Here is a 19,541-nt window from a genome sequence, read left to right as displayed (position 1 = left end):
TCACCTGGTGTAGTTGAGTCTAAGTTTTTTGTCATGAAACCGCCTCACCCTTCGAGGTAGATTGCATCTCTCTAGTATCATATTTACACCCGAATTTAGATGCGCTTACCCTGATAAATCTGTGAGTATGAAGGAAGCGATCGCTCGTGAATTTAGGAAAACTCCTGCAAGCGCATCAACCCTTAAGCTTAATTCTCACAGAACAAGTACGTGATGGAAGAGGAAATTTTTAACCAACAGATTGAGGCGGCACAACAGCGCCTGCACGAGCTGTGGCAGCGTACTAGGGAATCCCCATCCCTTCCGCATCCGCAGGAAACACTGACAATGGAGGCTTTGCAGGAACTCTCCACGGTTTTGGAAGAATTACAGGTGGCTACAGAGGAGTTGCAGCAACGCAACGAACAACTTGCGATCGCCTGCGAGACTGTAAAAGCAGAACGCCAGCGCTACCAAGAGCTATTTGAGTTTGCCCCAGACGGGTACATCGTGACGAATACCTCTGGAATCGTTCAGGAGGCTAACCGCACGGCGGCGTCTTTGCTGAACCGATCCCAAAATTCTCTAATCGGCAAACCGATGGCGATTTTTGTGGCTAAGGAAGATCGCAAAACTTTTAGGGATATATTGACCGAATTGAATCACTTCCCGCAGTTGCACGACTGGGAAGTGCGCTTACAACCCTCAAAAGGTCAGCCGTTCCCAGCTGCACTGAACGTGGCTGCTATACGCGATCGCTCCGGCAACTTAATCGGTTTGCGCTGGCTGGTGCGTGACATCACCGAACGCCATAAACAGGCGGAACAAACCCGAAAAGCACTAGAACAAGAAAAAGAACTTAGCAATCTCAAATCTCGCTTCATCAGGGCTGCATCTCATGAATTCCGCACGCCACTGACAATTATCTCTATGTCTGCTGAATTACTGGAACGCTACAAACACAAATTATCTGACGTACAAAAAGACTCGCATTTCCAGAAAATAAGAGCCGCTAGCAAACAAATGGCTCGGTTGTTAAACGACATCCTCCTTCTGGATAAAACAGAGGCTGGCAAGTTAGAGCTTAATCCCATACCAGTAGATTTAGTAGAGTTTAGCCGCGAGTTGGTGGAAGAATTGCAACTTAGCATAGGCTCCCAACACGCGATTACTTTTATTCATCAAGGGCAGTGTGCTAACGCCTACCTGGATAAAAAGCTGCTGCGACAAATTATTGACCATTTGCTTTCAAATGCAATTAAATATTCTCCTAGAGGTGGCAAAGTTCATTTTGAACTTATCTGTCAGGATCGTGAGGCAATCTTCCAAATTCAGGACGAGGGAATAGGAATCCCAAAAGAGGACCAACGACGCTTGTTTGAGCGATTCCATCGAGGAACGAATGTCGGCACAATCTCTGGTACAGGGCTGGGATTGACAATCGTTAAAGAGTGTGTTGATTTACACGATGGTGCGATCGCTGTCGAAAGTGAAGTTGGCAGCGGCACGACTTTTACTGTTAAGTTGCCCCTCAATCACCTGAATCAAAACCGATAAGTAAAGATTATTTGATGTGCTTCATCATCGATTTTTTATCCTATTAGCTTAATTAGTGTTTCCAGGTAGCTCTGGAGGCTCGTTTGGTAAAGACTGAGCCGTCGTATCAATTGTTTTTATCGTCTCATTTGGTTGAGAAGTGTCTTGTCGCTGCGTCGCCTCAGAAAACTTTTCTTTAGCAATCCCAGTCACCGTTTCAGTTGTGTCTTTGACTTGCTCAGCAATATTTTGAGCGCTGCGCTTTAGCGCTTCTAAATCATCCTGAGTTTTCTTATAGTCTTCTCTCAGTAACTCTGCGGCTTGACTCATTTTTTGATTAAGTCCCTGGGTGTACTGTTGCGGAGTTTGGACGATGGCATCCGCGACAAGCGCTCGTTTACTACCCGTGCTAGAAATAGCTTCTACCGGGAGCAAATAAACACCATTCAAAACACCGCGCCAACCACTAGAAACAAATAAGTAATTAACAACAGCGCCGGTTTTAGGATTGAAGAGATAGTCTATAATTTTGCCAGCTTTGTTGCCAGCGTCAGTCCACACCTCATGTCCAATTAAAGAAATTTTCTGAATTGGCGTTTCGGGTTCAATAACTTCTGGAGTGTTGTTGACAATAATACTATCGGTGCCAATCGTAGTAATTTGCTCCCACCTAAACACCTGTTTCAGACTACCCAAAAATCCTGACTTGCAGCTAAACCCTACGACTTGGTGAGATTGAGAACTTAGCCACAATTGCTCTACCCGACCGACTTCTTCTGCTGTACTGCGATCGAGTACCAGCCGATTGAGTAAGTCACTTTGTCTAATTATCTGTGGTTGCGCGTTCATGACCAAAATCCTTAGAGATTCATCCAATTGGCAATATATGCTGCTTTAGATTAACAAGAGTCGGGAAGCGATCGCCTCAAACTTAGCTTTCTTGTAAACGTTTCCTAATCAAAGTGTGAGTTGAGATTAAGCCCAGAAAACCAACCTAATAAAGCAAAAGTTGGGTTTCGCTGACGCTCCACCCAACCTAAGATAATTCTTAACTAAGATCATTCTCAACTGAACGAGATTGTCACCAGAGCGATCGCTCTTCACGCTCTTCAATGACCCAGCTAGTTTTCCTGTGCCCCGACGGTCTCTACAGCCCTATCTCGCGGCAGCAGGCGGCAACGCTAAGCGTGGTGATGTTGGGGGATAAGTACGTGGCGTGTGACCGTTCTGGGAGGCTTTTGGGGGCGCATCCTGAAGTAAAACGTCCCGAATCAATCGCGCCGCAACTCGCTGCACCAAACCACCGGCAATTTTTTGACCCATGCGCTGAGTTTCTGGCTTCATCAGCAATTGGGGAATCACAGGCAGCAGTTGCATCGCGTCAAATCCGCTCGTTTCTTGGAGAATATCCCAGATCCGTTTAATATGCTCCAGACTGGCGGGCGTTTCTGCCGACGGCGGTGCTTCATTCACCGTCATCCCTACCCGTTCGCGTAGCGAATACGTGACATTTTGGAAGGTGCGGCGTCCCAGCGAATCGATACCCTTCACAATTTCATCCGTTAGGTGTTCCCGGATAAATGCACCCCGCTCTGAGAACAGAAAATCTAGAGTCTGGTTCAGCACCTGAGTCAGGTCATAATCGTCACTGAAACGGGCATTTTTTAACAGATTTTCCAGACGATTCCAGCGGAAACTGCCGTCTTTGAACAGGAGGTCGCGCAGAGATGCCCGCAATTCCGGGGAAGGGTCTGTCAAGAGGCGCTTGGCAACGTAGGGATACGCTTTACTGAGAACTTTGAAATTGGGATCGACATTAATCGCAATCCCTTCTAACGTGACCAGAGAGCGGATAATCAGCGCGTAGTAGGCGGGGACGCGGAAGGGATATTCATACATCAACGCCGACATATCATCAGTGATGCTCTTAAAGTTCATCTCCGCGACACTGGCTCCCAGCGCATTGCTGAAGACCTTGGAAAGAGCTGGGATAATCGGGGTCAGGTCAGTATCAGGGGTTAAAAACTCTAGATTCACGTAGTCGCGGGCTAAGCCTTCAAAGTCCCGGTTGACCATGTGAACCACGGCTTCAATTAAGCCATACCGCTGATAAGGCTTCACATCGCTCATCATGCCAAAATCCAGATAAGCAAGTTGACCGTCAGTCGTCGCTAACAAGTTACCTGGATGGGGGTCAGCGTGGAAAAAGCCATGTTCTAGCAATTGCCGCAACGAACACTGAACGCCAACCTCGATTAAATGAACGGCATCAATTCCCTGAGCGCGGAGTGCCTCTGGCTGGGTCAATTTGGTGCCGTTAATCCACTCCATTGTCAGGACGCGACGCTGGGTGTATTCCCAGTAAATCTTGGGAATGTAAATATCTTGTAAGTGACCGTATAGAGAGGCAAAGCGCTCGGCGTTGTGACCCTCTTGGGTATAGTCCATCTCTTCATAGATGCGGGTGCCAAATTCATCCATGATGGATACGAGGTCGCTCCGCACCTGTTTGAGATTTCTCTGCGCCCACCCGGCAAGGGTACGCAGGATGTAAATATCTAGGGCAATGTTTTCTCTTAAGCCGGGACGCTGCACCTTCACAGCGACGGTTTCGCCAGTCTTGAGCTTGCCTTTGTAGACTTGTCCCAAGGAGGCAGCGGCTACCGGGGTGGGGGAGAGTTCGGCGTAAATTTGTTCGGGGCGATCGCCTAATTCTTCCTCAATAAACCGATAAGCTAATTCATTGGGAAAAGGTGGCAGTTGGTCTTGCAGGTGACTTAGTTCGTCTAAATAAGTCGTCGGAACTAAGTCTGGTCGGGTCGAGAGCGCTTGCCCCACCTTAATATAGGCGGGTCCCAGTCTCGTGATGATTGTCCGCAATCGAATTGCCCGTTTCCGCTCGTTCTTGGGAACGCTACCTGTTTGCTTGTCCCACCACAAACTCAGTCCAAAGCGGAGTATCGGCACCAGAATATTGAACAATCGCCCCCAAACTTGGAATGGACGCCTCCGGTAGTAATCGGTAATGGCGACGGGGTCGTAGCGCAGTTCTTCTGCTTGGATATAGGCGGTTTGGGCATCTACGGCTGCTGGATATTGCTCTGCTGTCGGCGTCAGCTCATACTCCACCACGACCGCCTCTCCTGGCGCGGCGGACGCTGTCTGGGCAGGTTTCATCACACCTGTTGTAGAAATGCGATCGCTTGCGTCTGTCCGATGTGACATAGGGGAGACTCTTTTAACATTCATAAGCTTGGGAACCGACTCAGAGCAACTCTGTTAAGTATTGTAACAATAAGTAGGGGAAGCGCCAGGACAAGGTATTCCGGCTCTAGCTGGGGACAATGCCAGTTCGGTCAATTTCCCGCTACCCTGAAAAAGTTTCGGGACTTAAAACTAAACACTAAACTAAGTTTGGTAGCCCAGTACCTTTTTTAAATAACTCGCACAGCATCAAATGCTTCGCACTTGCCATTGTTCATTGGGTTGCCACTGCCTGCCCTCTTCCCTCAAGGTGAATTTTGCTCCATGCTCCTGTCCCTACGGATTGAAAACTTTGCCTTGATTGACCATCTGGAGCTTGAATTTGGCTCTGGATTGAATGTTCTGACCGGCGAAACCGGCGCGGGAAAGTCGATTATTCTGGATGCGATTGACGCCGCCTTGGGCGGAAAAGTCAGCAAATGGTCGATTCGCACGGGTAGCGATCGCGCTTTGGTGGAAGCCACCTTCAAGGTTGACCGAGTTGTGACCGAGTGGCTCTCCGAACAAGAGATCGAGCTGCTGGATGATACAGCCGTGGTTTGTTGTCGGGAGATAGCCTGCCTGCAAGGAAGCCTCCGCAGCCGCTCTCGCGTCAATGGCGTTCTGGTCAACCGGCAATTAATGGATCGCCTGCGCGATCGCTTAGTAGAAATTACTGCCCAAGGTCAAACCGTGCAACTCGTGGCACCCGCGCTTCAGCGAGAGTTACTGGATGTCTATGGCGGCGAGGCGGTGCTACAGCAACGCTCAGTCGTTCAAGCTGCCTATCTCGACTGCCAACAAGCACGAGATCGCTTAGACAAACGCCGTCAGTCCGAGCAGCAACGCTTGCAACGGCTCGATTTACTACAGTATCAAGCCCAAGAATTAACTGCCGCTAATTTGAGCGAACCGGATGAGCCAGAACAGCTCGAACAAGAACGCCAGCGCTTAAGTCATGTGGTGGAGTTACAACAGCTGAGTTATCAGGTTTATCAAGCTCTTTATCAAAATGATGCGGGGGAGTCAGCGGGTGCAGACTTATTAGGTCAAGCTGAAGCCACGCTGATTGATATGGTGACTTATGATGCCACGCTGCAACCCGTTCTGGATATGGTGAGTACGGCTCTGGCGCAAGTGGTGGAAGCCGGACAGCAAATTAATGCTTACGGTGCTTCTTTAGAAGCCGATCCCCAGCGACTGGCGGAAGTAGAAGAGCGCATCCGCACCCTGAAGCAGATTTGCCGCAAGTATGGCCCGACGTTAGGGGAAGCGATCGCTTACAGTCAGAGCATCCAAGCTGAACTCGCTCTCCTCACCGATAGCGGTCACTCCCTCGAAGAACTGGAAAAAATCTATTCTCGATGTCATGAAACTTTGACATCCACGGCTGACCAGTTGACCGCTTTGCGCGGCGTTGCTGCCAACGAACTAGAAAGCAGGCTCGTGGCAGAACTCAAGCCTTTAGCGATGGAAAAGGTGCAGTTTCAAGTCAAAATTACCCCTTGTCCCCCAACCGCAACAGGTGCCGACGCAATCGCCTTTTATTTTAGTCCCAACCCAGGCGAACCCCTGCAACCGCTGTCTGCCACTGCCTCTGGGGGGGAAATGAGCCGCTTCCTGCTGGCGCTGAAAGCTTGTTTCTCGCAACTGGAAGCCGCCGGAACCCTAATTTTTGACGAAATCGATGTTGGGGTGTCCGGCCGGGTTGCCCAAGCGATCGCAGAGAAACTCCACCAACTTTCTCAGGGACACCAAGTTCTTTGCGTCACTCACCAACCCCTCGTCGCCGCAATGGCTGACCGCCATTTCCGCGTCGATAAACACGTCGTTGAAGGAAGCCAGAAGCCAGATCCCTCCAAGAAGGCTGGGAAAAAGGGCGAAGTCTCGACAACCAACGCCGAAGCAATTCATCCAACCCTCCCCTTAGAGAGAGCAATTCAAGGACTCCGGGAAGAAGACCCGACATCTTACATCCTTCAGGCTTCCGAACGCACGGTTGTCCGAGTCAGCGTGCTTGACAATCACCAGACTCGCCGCCAAGAATTAGCAACACTAGCTGGGGGACATTCTGCCAAAGATGCGATCGCTTTTGCAGAGTCCTTGCTAGCTCAAGCCGCAGTCAAACATAATGGACGCAAGACTAATAACAACAAATAAATAACCTGCCCTCTATCCAACCCCAAAACAAAGAGTAAACTGTTGAGTAAGTAGTATGGCATTTGCTCACTAGGCACAAAAAGTTTGGCTGTTAAATTTGTAGGATAATTCCACCGCCTCGTACCTCGCTCAAATTCAGGCATCTGAAAAAATCTATGACACCTTCATCTACCAAAATGCATGGTTGGAACGATACAGACAGGGTGATTGATGTTGTTCCCCACGATGAAAATCAAACAGGGAATCAAATTCCCCAAACCTCTACAAATATTCCTACTGGTACAGGTGGTGCATTAGCCACAAAAGAAGGAAGTTTTACGGCACTTCTTGCCCCACTGAATAAGGAAACTTTCAAAGAAGTCGTCACAGGTGTCGAAGAAAAACTTCAGGTAGTCAATCAAACCCTGTCGATGTTGACTGATAGTCAGGGGTTTGATGCCATTCTTCAAGAAATGTTGAATGCCATTACCTTAAAAACCGGAGAATTACTCGGCGCAGATCGCACAACCATCTATTTACTGGATGAAGAAAAGAACCAACTCTGGTCAATTCTTGCTGAAGGCGCAGAGGGGCGACCTTTAGAGTTGCGGATTCCGGCCGATAAAGGCATTGCCGGTGAGGTAGCAACCCATAAAAAAAGTATTAATATTCCCTTTGATTTTTACGAAGATCCGCGCTCTGCGTTCGCCAAAAAGAAAGACCAAGAAAATGGCTATCGCACCTATACGATGTTGACTTTACCTCTGGTAAACGAAGAGGGAAATTTAGTCGCTGTCGTTCAATTAATTAATAAATTAAATTTACCAAATCAGCCAGGAAAGCCGTTAGGGGAAAGAATCGATCTCAATGGTTTTACTTCAAAAGATGAAAGAATTTTTGCAGAATTTGCGCCTTCCATTCGCCTGATTCTAGAAAGTTCCCGCTCTTTTTACATGGCAACGCAGAGACAGCGGGCTTCTGATGCCTTGATGAAGGCGACTCGATCCTTAAGCCAAAGCAATCTCGACTTAGAAGATACCCTGAACCGGGTGATGCATGAAGCCCAGGAGCTGATGAATGCAGATCGTAGCACCCTGTGGCTGTTAGATAGCGATCGCCATGACTTATGGACAAGAATCCCTCTTTCCGACGGTTCCATGCGAGAACTGCGAGTGCCAGTCGGAAAAGGTTATGTCGGGAAAGTTGCTGAATCCGGCAAACCCCTGAATATCTCCTTTGACCTCTATGCCGATCCAGATTCTGAAGTATCTAAACAAGTCGATCAGGCAAATGGCTATCGTACTTGTAGCTTATTATGCATGCCAATCTTTAACGCTGACAAAGCGTTGATCGGTGTCACCCAACTTGTAAATAAGAAAAAACAGGGAGAATTTCCCCCTTATAATCCGGAAACTTGGCCCGAACCCCCCGAATGCTGGAAGGCAAGCTTTAATCAAAGCGATGAAGCTTTCATGGAAGCATTTAATATTCAAGCCGGTGTAGCGCTGCAAAATGCCAAACTGTTTGCTACGGTCAAACAGCAAGAACAAATGCAGCGTGATATTCTCCGCAGCCTTTCTAATGGAGTTCTCTCTACTGATAAATCCGGTCAGATTATTGCAGCGAATGAAAGCGCTAAGCGACTCTTAGGATTTAAAAATGAAGACCATATAGAAGGTAGAAAAATTGCCGATCTGATCCGCATCAAAGAAGGTGACTTTTCTAAATGGTTTAAAGCTGCGATAGACGCCGCTGAAGAAAAAAGCCGCCAGCAATACTACCCCGATCAAACTCTGCTCTCTACAGAAGAAGAACAACATAGCGTTCACCTGTCAATTAACTCCATTGCAGATGCCAGCGACAATAACAACGTCTACGGTGCCTTGGTGGTGATGGATGACATCTCTCAGGAGAAACGGCTCAAGAGTACGATGTACCGCTACATGACTCAAGAATTAGCAGAACAGTTAATCAATAGCGGTGATGCCAAACTAGGGGGCGATAAAAAAGAAGTTTCCATCTTGTTCTCAGATATTCGCAGCTACACCACCTTAACCGAAAGTATGAATGCAGAAGACGTGGTGCAGATGCTCAATGAATATTTTGAGTCGATGGTAGACGCTGTTTTTACACACAAAGGCACCCTCGATAAATATATTGGCGATGCCATTATGGCAGTCTTTGGTTCTCCCTTACCCTTGCCGGATCATGCCTGGATGTCGGTACAAACAGCCGTCGAAATGCGTCATCGTTTGACAGAATTTAATGCCTGTCGCCAAGACATCGGATTCCCAACGTTTAAGATTGGGATTGGGATTAATTCCGGTACGGTAATTAGCGGTAATATTGGCTCCAGTAAGCGCATGGAGTTCACCGCAATTGGTGACGAAGTGAATTTGGGATCTCGCTTAGAAGGTGCTAGCAAACAATATGGTTGCGATATTGTGATTAGCGAAAGCACTTATCAGCCTTGCAAGAATCTGATTTGGGCAAGAGAACTTGATTGTATTCGAGTCAAAGGTAAGACTACGCCAGTGAATATCTATGAACTGGTGGGACTGCGGGAAGAGAAAATCTCAGATCAAAAGCAAATGACGATCGAGCTTTACCATAAAGGACGCGAGTATTACCTAAATCGCAAGTTTACTCGCGCAATGGGTGAGTTTGGTACCATTCTGGAAGAAATTGACAAAAACGACAAAGCGGCTGCTTTGCACCTGAAACGCTGTCAGTTGTTTCTCCAAGAACCGCCTCCTGATAACTGGGATGGAGTTTTCACGCTGACGGAAAAGTAGGAATGGCTAATGGCTAATCTCAAACCTTTATTTTTGCGATTAGCTATCAGCAAAATAACCCAGGATTAGGATAACTGTAACCGTCTTAAATGATTCCTGAAGGCGAGATCCCCGACTTGAGAGAGAAGTTGAGGATGTGAACCAATGGCATCGTGTTGGTAACTAATTTTAACCAACAAGTATTCGCTACGCTAACACTTCTAGTTTGAGGGAGTGGAAATTAAATTTCAGTTGAACAATTTGAATTAATAAAACTGCCAACAATCTGGCGCAGTTGCTCAGCCTCAAAGGGTTTTGTCAAATATTCAGTTGCACCCGCCAGACGCCCCTGTACTTTATCAAAAACTCCGTCTCGGGCTGTCAGCATGATGATGGGTAGCTCGCTAAATTGCGGTAAACTCCGGACTGTGCGGCAGAGTTCTAAGCCGTCTACCCCTGGCATGGAAACATCCAGTAATAAAATTGAAATCTGCTGGTGGTAAATCACCGATAAGGCATCTACTGCATTATCTGCCACCAAAACTCTGTAGTCTCTTTCTAGGGCACGTTTGATCAGCGTCTGCATGACGCTACTATCATCCACTGCTAGGATAGTCGGTATATCACTTAAAGTTGAAGACATCTTCTTTACCCAATTTTTAGTATACAAAAACCTACAATCGTTGAATTTGGTTCAAAGGCGATTAAAAAGCCCAATCCAAATTATTCTAACGTCAGCCCCAGTAGGTAAGAGAGCATCGCTTTCCTTTGTCAGAATACATCTATCCTGTCCAGCTATTCTTAATTTAAGGCTTTTCTAGTTTCGTTGAGTTTTTTAGGACTCCTTATTAATAAATGTTTGTTCAATGTTTGTCTATCTCAAAAGGCTTTACAAAAATTGAATTTTATTAAAATAAACATTCTACTATATGCACTATAGCTTGAGGATTATTGCTCAGTGAATAGAAGAATTACGGGAATATAGTTAAATAATTGTAACAAGAAAACAAACTGAAGCTGCATTTGTTTTGTAAAGATAAAAATACTAAAAGAGCGGATGGGGTGTTTGTTAATCAAAAAATATCAGTCTGTGATAGAAATATATCCTTGACGGGAATCCTAGATAGAGAAGGTTCTGCCAAGTTGCTCTAGAAAGGCTTCGTTAGCAGGCTGCAAGCAGAAGCGCGATCGCATTTCTGCTTGCAGCCAAAAACCTAGCTTTCCCTAAAGACGGATGGTGGCTTGGCAATTGCGGTGAAGAGGGTATTGCCTACCTAAACTTTACGCTGTTGTTTCTTTTAGTCTGTGGCTAGCATCAACTAACCTAACTTGAGCGATGCAGTATCAAAGATTAAGTTCAGTAACTAAATAAGGGAACATCTACATCATATAACTTTCAATAAAGCTTCTCATAGAGGCAAAGGGAAAGTAAGTCTCAAAGAGTGCCTTCATCATCCGGTTTTAATAAAAGTAAACATTTATACAGCTAGCTCCTAAAAAGTGCAGCATTCGCAGAAAAGGGCGCTTAACATGAACGCAAGAATACCTGGAAACGGAGCAATCCCGCTCGATGCTCTGGGATGGTGTCCGCTACTCAACTCTATCCCCGATCGCATCAGCGTTACAGCTCCTCCGGAGCTAGCGTATCTTCAAATATCTGTAGCTGCTTTCGACGATCTGACCCGTTTAGCAGCCTATATTTGCCAGACAAAGATGGCTTTGCTCAGCTTTATGGATGGCAAACAACATTGGCTTCAGTCAAAATTGGGCATTTCTACCCCAGACACTGACGCCTATGTTGCTTTCTGCACTTATGCCATCCTGCAACCAGAAATCTGCGAATGCGAGTTGATGCTCGTTCGGGATACCCTGTCTGATAAACGGTTTGCTAGCCATGCCTTGGTGAAATTCGATCCAAAAATCCGATTTTATGCGGGTGTGCCCTTAGTCACGTCTGAGGGCGTGATGGTAGGGGTGCTATCTGCCCTCGATGATGTGCCGCGAGATTTAAGCAAGGAACAGCAGCAAGCACTGGGAACATTAGGAAGGCAAGCGATCGCTCACTTACAACTGGGAAAAAACTTAACAAACCTCGAACAAATTATCATCAATCAACAGCAAACTGAAGCAGCACTTCAGGAGAAAGAAACCCGATTTCAGTTGGGACGAGCAGCTTCTGGCACTAACATTGAGGATTTTAATCTTTTGACAGGTGAAGGAATCGCTCCAACAGGATCTGATAATTTAGAGGGGCTATTGGGTTTAGTTCCGGGCACTGACGCAACTCAGGAATGCTTCCTAAAATGGGTTCATCCTGAAGATCGGGAACTTGTCGCTGGGGCGATCGCTGACTCTATTCAGGGTAAAACAGACCACGAGATTGAATTCCGCATTGTCTGTCCTGATGGCAGTATCCGCTGGCTAGCGGGAAAAGGCAAAGTTCTTTACAGCGAAACGGCAACAACGGTTCGCACGATCGGCACAGTTATGGATATCACCAAACGTCAGCAAACTGAAGATGCCTTGCGTCGAGCCGCCGCAGAAAATCTGAAACTGGCACAAGCTGTAAAGTCAGTTTCAGATGGAGTTGTCATCGTCGATCCCCATCAACCAAATTGCCCGATTGTTTACGCGAACCCAGCTTTCACCCGAATTACTGGGTATCAGCCAGAGGAAGCGATTGGTCGTAACTGCCGGTTTTTGCAAGGTGCCGATACCGATCCAGAAGCGATCGCAAAAATTAGGAATGCGATCGCTCAAGCGAAAGAAGTTAAAGTCACGCTGCTAAACTATCGCAAAGATGGTCAACCTTTCTGGAACCAATTAAAAATTTCGCCCGTGTTCTCAGATAATGGCGATTTACTTTACTTGGTTGGCATTCAGACAGATATCACGCTCTCCAAGCGAGCCGAGACAGCGCTTCTGAAGAGCAAAACTCGTCTTCAGTTGCTTAACAGCATCTCGACTAAAACCCGATCTGGTTTGTCGATAGAGCAAATAATTGAGCGCACCCTCAAACAAATTAGCGAATATTTCCCTTATCTGCGAATAGCTTACTCAACGATTAATCACCAAGGTATCTTGACGGTAATTTCCGCCATCGAGCCGCCAGGAATGCCGAAACTCTCAGGAGCGGTGGTTGACCTCACTGCGGCTCCGGAGTATCTCAATGCCTTGCAGATGGGCGAATCATTCATCTGTAACGATGTTACCCAAGACTTCCGGCTAGCACCTCTCGCTGATGTCCTGCTGGCAGTCCAAACTCAGTCTATGCTTGACGTACCGTTTCCGTATTCCGACCAGTTAGTAGGCTTGCTGTGCTTTGACTCGCCGCAACCATACAAATGGAGCGAACATGAGCTAGCCACCTTAACTGATATTGCCGGATACTTGATGATTACCATCAAAGACGCTCATGCACAACAACAGCGTCAGCGAGCTGAATTTGCACTGTCTGAATCCCTCAAAGAAGTGGCAGACATCAAGTTTGCACTCGCTCAATCTTCAATCGTGGCAGTTACTGACTCCACCGGAAAGATTAACTATGTAAACGATAAATTCTGCGAAATTTCTCAATACTCCAAAGAGGAACTGCTCGGACAAAATCACCGCATCGTCAATTCTGACTATCACCCCAAGGAATTTTTTCAGCAGATGTGGGCAACCATCAGTAGTGGCAGCGTCTGGCATGGCGAAATCAGAAATCGAGCCAAAGACGGAACTTGTTACTGGGTAGATACCACCATTGTGCCCGTCTTAAATTCCGATGGAAAACCCCTTGAATATGTAGCAATCCGTCAAGACATCACTGAGCGCAAAAGGGCAGAAGAATTACGACGGCAGAGCGAACAGCGCTTTCGCGCTTTAGCTGAAGTGATTCCGCAACAGGTATGGACGGCACAGCCAGATGGCGCACTCGATTATGTGAACCAGCGCGTTCTAGAATATTTCGGACGCACCTTCGAGGAAATGGTGGGCTGGGGATGGCAAGATGTGCTGCATCCGGAGGATGTGCCAGGGTGTATTGCCCGCTGGAGTCATTCTCTCTCTACGGGAGAGCCTTACGAAGTTGAATTTCGCCTGCTGAATGCGGCTGAGGGAAACTATCGCTGGCACTTGGGACGGGCGGTACCCGTGCATGATAACGAAGGCAGGATCGTTAGTTGGTTTGGGACGAACACGGATATCGACGAGCGCAAGCGGCAAGAGGAGGAGCGCATCCAGCTTTTGGCGAGAGAACAGGCGGCACGCGAGGCGGCTGTCAACAGCGAGAACCGCACTCGGAGCATTTTGGAAAGTATTACCGATGCTTTCTTTACTTTAGATACCGAGTGGCGATTCACCTATTTGAACTCGCGGGCAGAGCAGCTTTTATTTAGAAGCAAAGATGAGTTGATTAATCAGTGTATTTGGGATGAGTTTCCAGAAGCAGTCACTTCTAATTTTTATCAGGAGTACCAGCGGGCAGTTGCCAATCAAGTAACGGTTCACTTTGAGGTGTTCTACGAGCCGCTGGAGTCGTGGTTTGAAGTGCGGGGCTATCCCTATCAAGATGGTCTATCGGTTTATTTCCGGGATGTTACAGGTCGCAAACAGTCAGAAGCAGCACTGATGGAGCGATCGCGCCTCTCGACCCTAGAAGCAGAAATCGGTACTGCTTTGGGTGCGGCTGGGTCTTTATCGGAAAGTCTCAATCACTGTACGGAAGCAATGGTGCAGCATCTCGATGCAACTTTTGCTTGTATCTGGACATTTAACCAAAAACTCAATCGCTTGGAATTGCAAGCAACGACAAGGGTTGATCGAGACAGCGAATTGTATTGGCAAGATTTGTTGGCTCAGCGTCACCAGGTTCTAGACGGTACCCTCGTCGGCTTCGTCGCTCAAACTCGTCAACCCTACCTAACTCAGGATAGTAATTATCGGTCTGGGGGCGGATTGGAAGCCCGCTTGTACGATGATTTTGTTGCTGAAAGCTGTTTGCGAATTCCCGAAAGCTATTTAGCAACCTATCCCCTGATTGTCGAAGAGCGACTGGTGGGCGTCATGGCTGTATGCAGCAGCCAACGCTTTACCGAAGCCGTTCATCAAGTCTTAGGGTGGGTCGTCAACGCGATCGCGATCGCCATCGATCGGTCTTGGGCGAAAGAAGCCCTCTCCGCACGTCGGGAAGCCTTGCTGTTCCGATTGGCAAGCCAGATTCGAGATTCCCTCGACCTAGATACCATCCTGGGAACTGCCGTCAATGAGATTCGCGGTTTGTTGCAAGTTGACCAATGTCAGTATTTGTGGTGCTGGGCGCAGTCCAATCAGGCGAGTCTGACCGTAACTCACGAAGCGACAACAGACGGGAGTAGACCGAGTTTGCTCTCCGAGTGTCCCCCAGAAAAACTCGATCCCCTAAGCGACAAAATCCGCAAACTTCAGACGTTGCGGGTTGACGATCTGACAAGCGATCGCAGCCTAAATGCCGAGGATGGAGAAATGCAAATCGCACCTCTACTGAGCAATTTGGGCGTTCGTTCGGTGCTGCTGCTACCTTTGAAAACCCACGCCGGTCATTTAGGCGCGATTGTCTGTAGTCATAGCAGTGGATCTCGTCCCTGGCTTGACAGCGAAATTGAGCTACTGCAAGGCGTCGTGGATCAGCTAGCGATCGCCATTGACCAAGCAGAACTCTACGCCCAAAGTCGTGCCGCCGCCCGTGCCGCGCAAACCCAGACGCAACAACTAGAGCAAGCATTGCACAATCTCAAACAAGCCCAATCTCAGCTGATTCAGACTGAAAAAATGTCCAGCTTGGGTCAAATGGTCGCCGGTATCGCCCACGAAATCAACAACCCAGTCAATTTCATCACCGGCAACCTCAGCCACACCAGCGACTACATTCAAGACCTACTCGATCTCGTACACCTCTATCAACAGCACTACACCAATCCCGTTCCCGCAATTCAAGCGCAGGAGGAAGAGATTGATTTAGAGTTCATCATTGATGACTTGCCCAAAATGCTATCTTCCATGCAAATGGGCGCTGACCGCATCCGTCAGATTGTCTTGTCATTGCGGAACTTCTCTCGTCTGGATGAAGCTGAAATGAAGCCGGTCGATATCCACGAGGGAATCGACAATAGTTTGCTAATTCTCCATAGCCGTCTGAAACCCAATGGCGCTTACGGCGGGATTCAAGTCTTGAAGGAGTACGGCAATCTTCCCTTAGTCGATTGCTACGCCGGTCAGCTCAATCAAGTGTTCATGAACATTCTCAGCAATGCGATTGATGCCCTCGACAGCCAACCCGAACCAAGGAAAATTACTATCGCCACCGAAATCCGTAATCGTCTAACGGGTAATGAGGAAGAGACTGGAAGCCCTAACACGTCGCTGACGCCAATCACCGAAGATCCATTACCAATGACCAAGAACCAAGTCGTTGTGATTCGGATTCGAGACAATGGCCCAGGAATGCCAGAGAACGTTATCAAGCGTCTGTTTGACCCCTTCTTTACCACCAAGCCAGTCGGCAAGGGAACTGGTTTGGGGCTATCCATTAGCTACCAAATTGTGGTGGAGAAACATGGCGGAATGCTCAAGTGCGTGTCAGAACCAGGACAGGGAGCAGAGTTTTGGATTGAAATTCCTATGATTCCTTGCCTGTAACCACTCAACACGACTAAGCGTTGCCCTTGCCGAGGAATGCGTCTGCCGCTAAAGCGATCGCCCTCTTGTATTCAGTAAGCTATTTACTCGTCCTACCAGGGAAGTTTAATGAGAAGGAGATTCCGTGTCATTTCAAAGACAATTTAATGAAGCTCTCATACAGCGTTTTATACAACTCATTGGGACTCATATAGGCTTACAGATTCGTCCGCAAGAGCGAGAAGCTTTATGTGAAAAAATTTGCTTCCGGATGAACGTCATTTCTATCTATCTTCCTGAGGCTTATTACCAATTATTAGAAACCGATACTTATCAAAGTCAGGGCGAATGGCAAGAACTAGCGAATTTGTTAACAATTGGCGAAAGTTACTTCTTTCGAGATAAAGGTCAGTTTTCTCTATTAAAATATCAAATTTTACCGCAATTGATAGCCGCTAAAAAGCAAACGAAAACCCTGCGAATTTGGAGCGCGGGATGCTCAACTGGCGAAGAACCTTATTCTCTAGCTATTCTCCTCACCGAACTCATTCCAGATTGGGAAAGCTGGAATCTCTATATTTTAGGAACAGATATCAATCAAGAGTCTATCAATAAAGCAAAACAAGGAGTTTATAGTTCTTGGTCATTTCGATTGTTAGACCAGAAACTACAAAGCTGCTACTTTGAGCCACATGGGACGGAATGGAAAATTAACAACAGCATTCAAAACATGGTTAATTTCAAAACTGTCAATTTAATTAAAACGCCCTTTCCTGATTTATTTTTAGATGTTCAAAATATTGATTTAATTCTTTGTCGAAATGTCTTTGTTTATTTTGATAAACCTGCTATTTCACTTGTTGTCAATAAATTTTACAATACTTTACAACCAGGAGGATATCTTTTGACGGCTCATGCGGAACTTCAGGGGATAGATATCAGCTTATTTCACACGGAGTCGTTTCCCGAATCAACGATCTATCAACGCCCTAAAGAGACGGTTGGAGGGAAGCTTTCAAGGAAGAAAGCAAAAGTTTATTCTGACACTGAAGAACCAATACTTTGCCCATCTTCCCCAGCGGCAAATAAGGTAAAAATAGAACTTGCACAATTAGTCCCGAAAACTTATTCTCTTGTACAAGTAACATATAAAATTAGTAACGAAGTCAATGAATGCGGACGCTTCTCTAATCTTGAAATCAGCGAGAACCTGACGAATACTTCAACCTTTCAGACACTTATATGTGAAGCTAAAACCCTTTTTAAACAGAAGTATTATCCCTCAGCAATTCAAAAAACAGAGCAAGCGATCGCTTTGGCACCCAAAAACTTTGACTCTTACTATCTGATGGCTCAAATATATGCCAACTTAGGTGAATATGACAAGGCAGTTCACTACTGCCAACTAGCACTTAAAATCGATTCTCTTTCTGAAAAACCTTTATACCTACTCGCCCATATTGCGGAAGAACGGGGGGATGTTGAAGAAGCTAAAAGTTTATTAAAAAAAATTATTTACTTAGTGCCTTCATCTATCTCGGCATATCTGGAAATTAGCGGCATTTACGAACTAGAAGGAAATCTTTCTAGAGCTTTAAAAATGCGAACAGTTGCTTTAGAAATTTTAAAAAAATTACCTCAAGAATCGATAGTTGAATCCCCAGAAAAAATGACCGTTGGAGAATTGATCGTACACATCCAAAAAATGTTACAACCACAGTTATAATCTCTATGGAATATAAACAATATATTATTTTCAGCTTGAATGCTTCCCTTTATGGAGTAGAAGCATTTTCAGTACAAGAGATTTTCTTTCTCCCAGAGTTAACGCCAATCGTAGAAGCACCTCCTGAAATGGTAGGAGTGCTTAATCTCCGGGGTGAAATCTTACCAGTCATGGATCTTCATTTTCGCCTAGGGTACGGATTCCCAGAATATTGCCTTACGGATAGTGTAATTGTTCTGGTGTGTCAGGGATTTAGATTTGGCATTATTGTCAATGAAGTTCATGAAGTGCAGAAAATTTACAATAATGCGATCGCGGCAGATTTTTCCTATAAACGAAAAATCGCGAATCAACCCCATTTTGTTACGGGGATTGCCAATTTAGAGGCAGATATCGTGATGTTACTAAACCCAGAAAAGCTTCTCCAATTTACAGAACAAATTGAAACATTAATTACAGGAAAAACATCGCCAAATCCAGAAACAAAAGCTGATATTGCCTTTGGTTCTCCCAAAGAGAGACGCTTATTTTTCTCCAATAAAACCTCAGAAGAAATAGCGATTTTCCAGGAACGGGCAGAAAATTTAAGGCGACAAGCGGAGAACCAAGATTTTACGGGAAGCCGCCCGATGGCAGTGATTAATTTAAATGGTGAATATTTTGGGGTGGATTTGGGGAACGTGCGCGAATTTACTGATATTCGCAAAGTTACTCCGATTCCTTGTTGCCCACCTTATATTGTCGGCAATATGAATTTGCGGGGTGAGATTTTGACATTAATCGATATTCGTGGGGTATTAAATTTACCATTGGGTAATCTAGAGAATACAGCGAAGGCGATGGTTGCTTGCATCGACGATCTAGTGGCTGGTTTGATAGTTGATGAGGTATTGGATGTAATGTATTTGCACCTGTCGGAGATGATGCCAGTACCTGCCGCAGCTCGTTCTGTTAATGATGAATACCTCCGAGGAACGGTTGCTTACGGCGAAAAGATGATAGCTATTTTAGATTTACCCAAAATCCTGATGCAAGCAGGGTTGATGGTTGATGAAGAAGTGTGATTAGTTGTTACATTCCATTGCCCAGAAAGCTTTATTTAATGCTGGTTGAGAAAGCAACCCAGGCGGCATCGCTAACATTAGAAGGGGCAGCGATGCTGAGAAGAGAAGAGCGAAAGCCACTATCTAACAGGTTGTTGGAGCGCTGAAGGCTCTCAATCAGCAAGCCAAAGACACCGCTTGCGGCATTACTCAACCGATTGGCACTTAAAACCTCAACAAAGCTGCGTTGAGATTCAAGGCAGTCATTTGGTTAATCTGTATGCGGCTGGTTAGCAGCGTGAATAAATATCATTTCTATATTTTAAGTTTTTTAAACTCTTAACACTCCTAGTAGAGTGTCAAGGCGAAATTGATGGGTAAAGACGCTTGAGCTTAACGCGAGCATCAGCAGTAGTAAATTGCCAATCAATCTTAGAGGATTCTCGATTTCGTTGTTCTTCCCAA

General features: G+C 46.3%; 10 protein-coding genes. 6 read left to right on the top strand and 4 right to left on the bottom strand.

Annotated features, from left to right (window positions below; translation table 11 throughout):
* The first annotated feature begins 213 nt into the window (after nucleotides 1–213).
* Nucleotides 214–1,536, top strand: coding sequence for an ATP-binding protein (locus NC994_RS26855; protein WP_190437678.1), 1,323 nt, complete (start codon nucleotides 214–216; stop codon nucleotides 1,534–1,536).
* A 48-nt stretch (nucleotides 1,537–1,584) separates the two neighbouring features.
* Here the strand turns inward: NC994_RS26855 and NC994_RS26850 are convergent, their stop codons facing one another.
* Nucleotides 1,585–2,364 (bottom strand): PRC-barrel domain-containing protein, encoded by a 780-nt coding sequence (locus NC994_RS26850; RefSeq protein WP_190437675.1) that lies wholly within the window; start codon nucleotides 2,362–2,364, stop codon nucleotides 1,585–1,587.
* A 306-nt stretch (nucleotides 2,365–2,670) separates the two neighbouring features.
* The gene (locus tag NC994_RS26845) at nucleotides 2,671–4,764 is read right to left on the bottom strand and encodes an AarF/ABC1/UbiB kinase family protein (RefSeq protein ID WP_190437672.1); all 2,094 of its coding nucleotides are present in this window, start codon (nucleotides 4,762–4,764) and stop codon (nucleotides 2,671–2,673) included.
* A gap of 279 nt (nucleotides 4,765–5,043) precedes the next feature.
* On the opposite strand from NC994_RS26845, the gene recN reads away from it, so the two are divergent.
* Together recN and NC994_RS26835 are read left to right on the top strand one after the other, a co-directional pair.
* Nucleotides 5,044–6,918, top strand: coding sequence for a DNA repair protein RecN (recN, locus tag NC994_RS26840; protein WP_190437670.1), 1,875 nt, complete (start codon nucleotides 5,044–5,046; stop codon nucleotides 6,916–6,918).
* A 155-nt stretch (nucleotides 6,919–7,073) separates the two neighbouring features.
* Complete coding sequence (locus NC994_RS26835; protein ID WP_242030550.1) at nucleotides 7,074–9,692, top strand: adenylate/guanylate cyclase domain-containing protein; 2,619 nt, start codon at nucleotides 7,074–7,076, stop codon at nucleotides 9,690–9,692.
* A gap of 220 nt (nucleotides 9,693–9,912) precedes the next feature.
* Here NC994_RS26835 and NC994_RS26830 read toward each other — a convergent pair whose 3' ends face one another.
* Nucleotides 9,913–10,314: a response regulator gene (locus NC994_RS26830; RefSeq protein ID WP_190437667.1), complete on the bottom strand. Its 402-nt coding sequence runs from the start codon at nucleotides 10,312–10,314 to the stop codon at nucleotides 9,913–9,915.
* A gap of 887 nt (nucleotides 10,315–11,201) precedes the next feature.
* On the opposite strand from NC994_RS26830, the gene NC994_RS26825 reads away from it, so the two are divergent.
* The 3 genes from NC994_RS26825 to NC994_RS26815 all read left to right on the top strand — a co-directional run bounded on the left by NC994_RS26825 (nucleotide 11,202) and on the right by NC994_RS26815 (nucleotide 19,097).
* A complete protein-coding gene (locus NC994_RS26825) occupies nucleotides 11,202–16,328 on the top strand; it encodes a PAS domain S-box protein (RefSeq protein WP_190437664.1) in 5,127 nt (1,708 codons plus the stop codon).
* A 124-nt stretch (nucleotides 16,329–16,452) separates the two neighbouring features.
* The gene (locus NC994_RS26820) at nucleotides 16,453–18,033 is read left to right on the top strand and encodes a CheR family methyltransferase (RefSeq protein WP_190437661.1); all 1,581 of its coding nucleotides are present in this window, start codon (nucleotides 16,453–16,455) and stop codon (nucleotides 18,031–18,033) included.
* Between the two features lie 5 nt (nucleotides 18,034–18,038).
* A complete protein-coding gene (locus tag NC994_RS26815; protein WP_190437658.1) occupies nucleotides 18,039–19,097 on the top strand; it encodes a chemotaxis protein CheW in 1,059 nt (352 codons plus the stop codon).
* Between the two features lie 31 nt (nucleotides 19,098–19,128).
* Here NC994_RS26815 and NC994_RS26810 read toward each other — a convergent pair whose 3' ends face one another.
* The gene (locus tag NC994_RS26810; RefSeq protein ID WP_190437655.1) at nucleotides 19,129–19,290 is read right to left on the bottom strand and encodes a hypothetical protein; all 162 of its coding nucleotides are present in this window, start codon (nucleotides 19,288–19,290) and stop codon (nucleotides 19,129–19,131) included.
* Between the last annotated feature and the right edge of the window lie 251 nt (nucleotides 19,291–19,541).

Source organism: Trichocoleus sp. AS-A1 (genome assembly GCF_039962015.1).
Taxonomy (GTDB): Bacteria; Cyanobacteriota; Cyanobacteriia; order Cyanobacteriales; family FACHB-T130; genus FACHB-T130.
The sequence above is the reverse complement of the archived record's forward strand: the minus strand, read 5'-3'. Positions and strand labels throughout refer to the sequence as shown.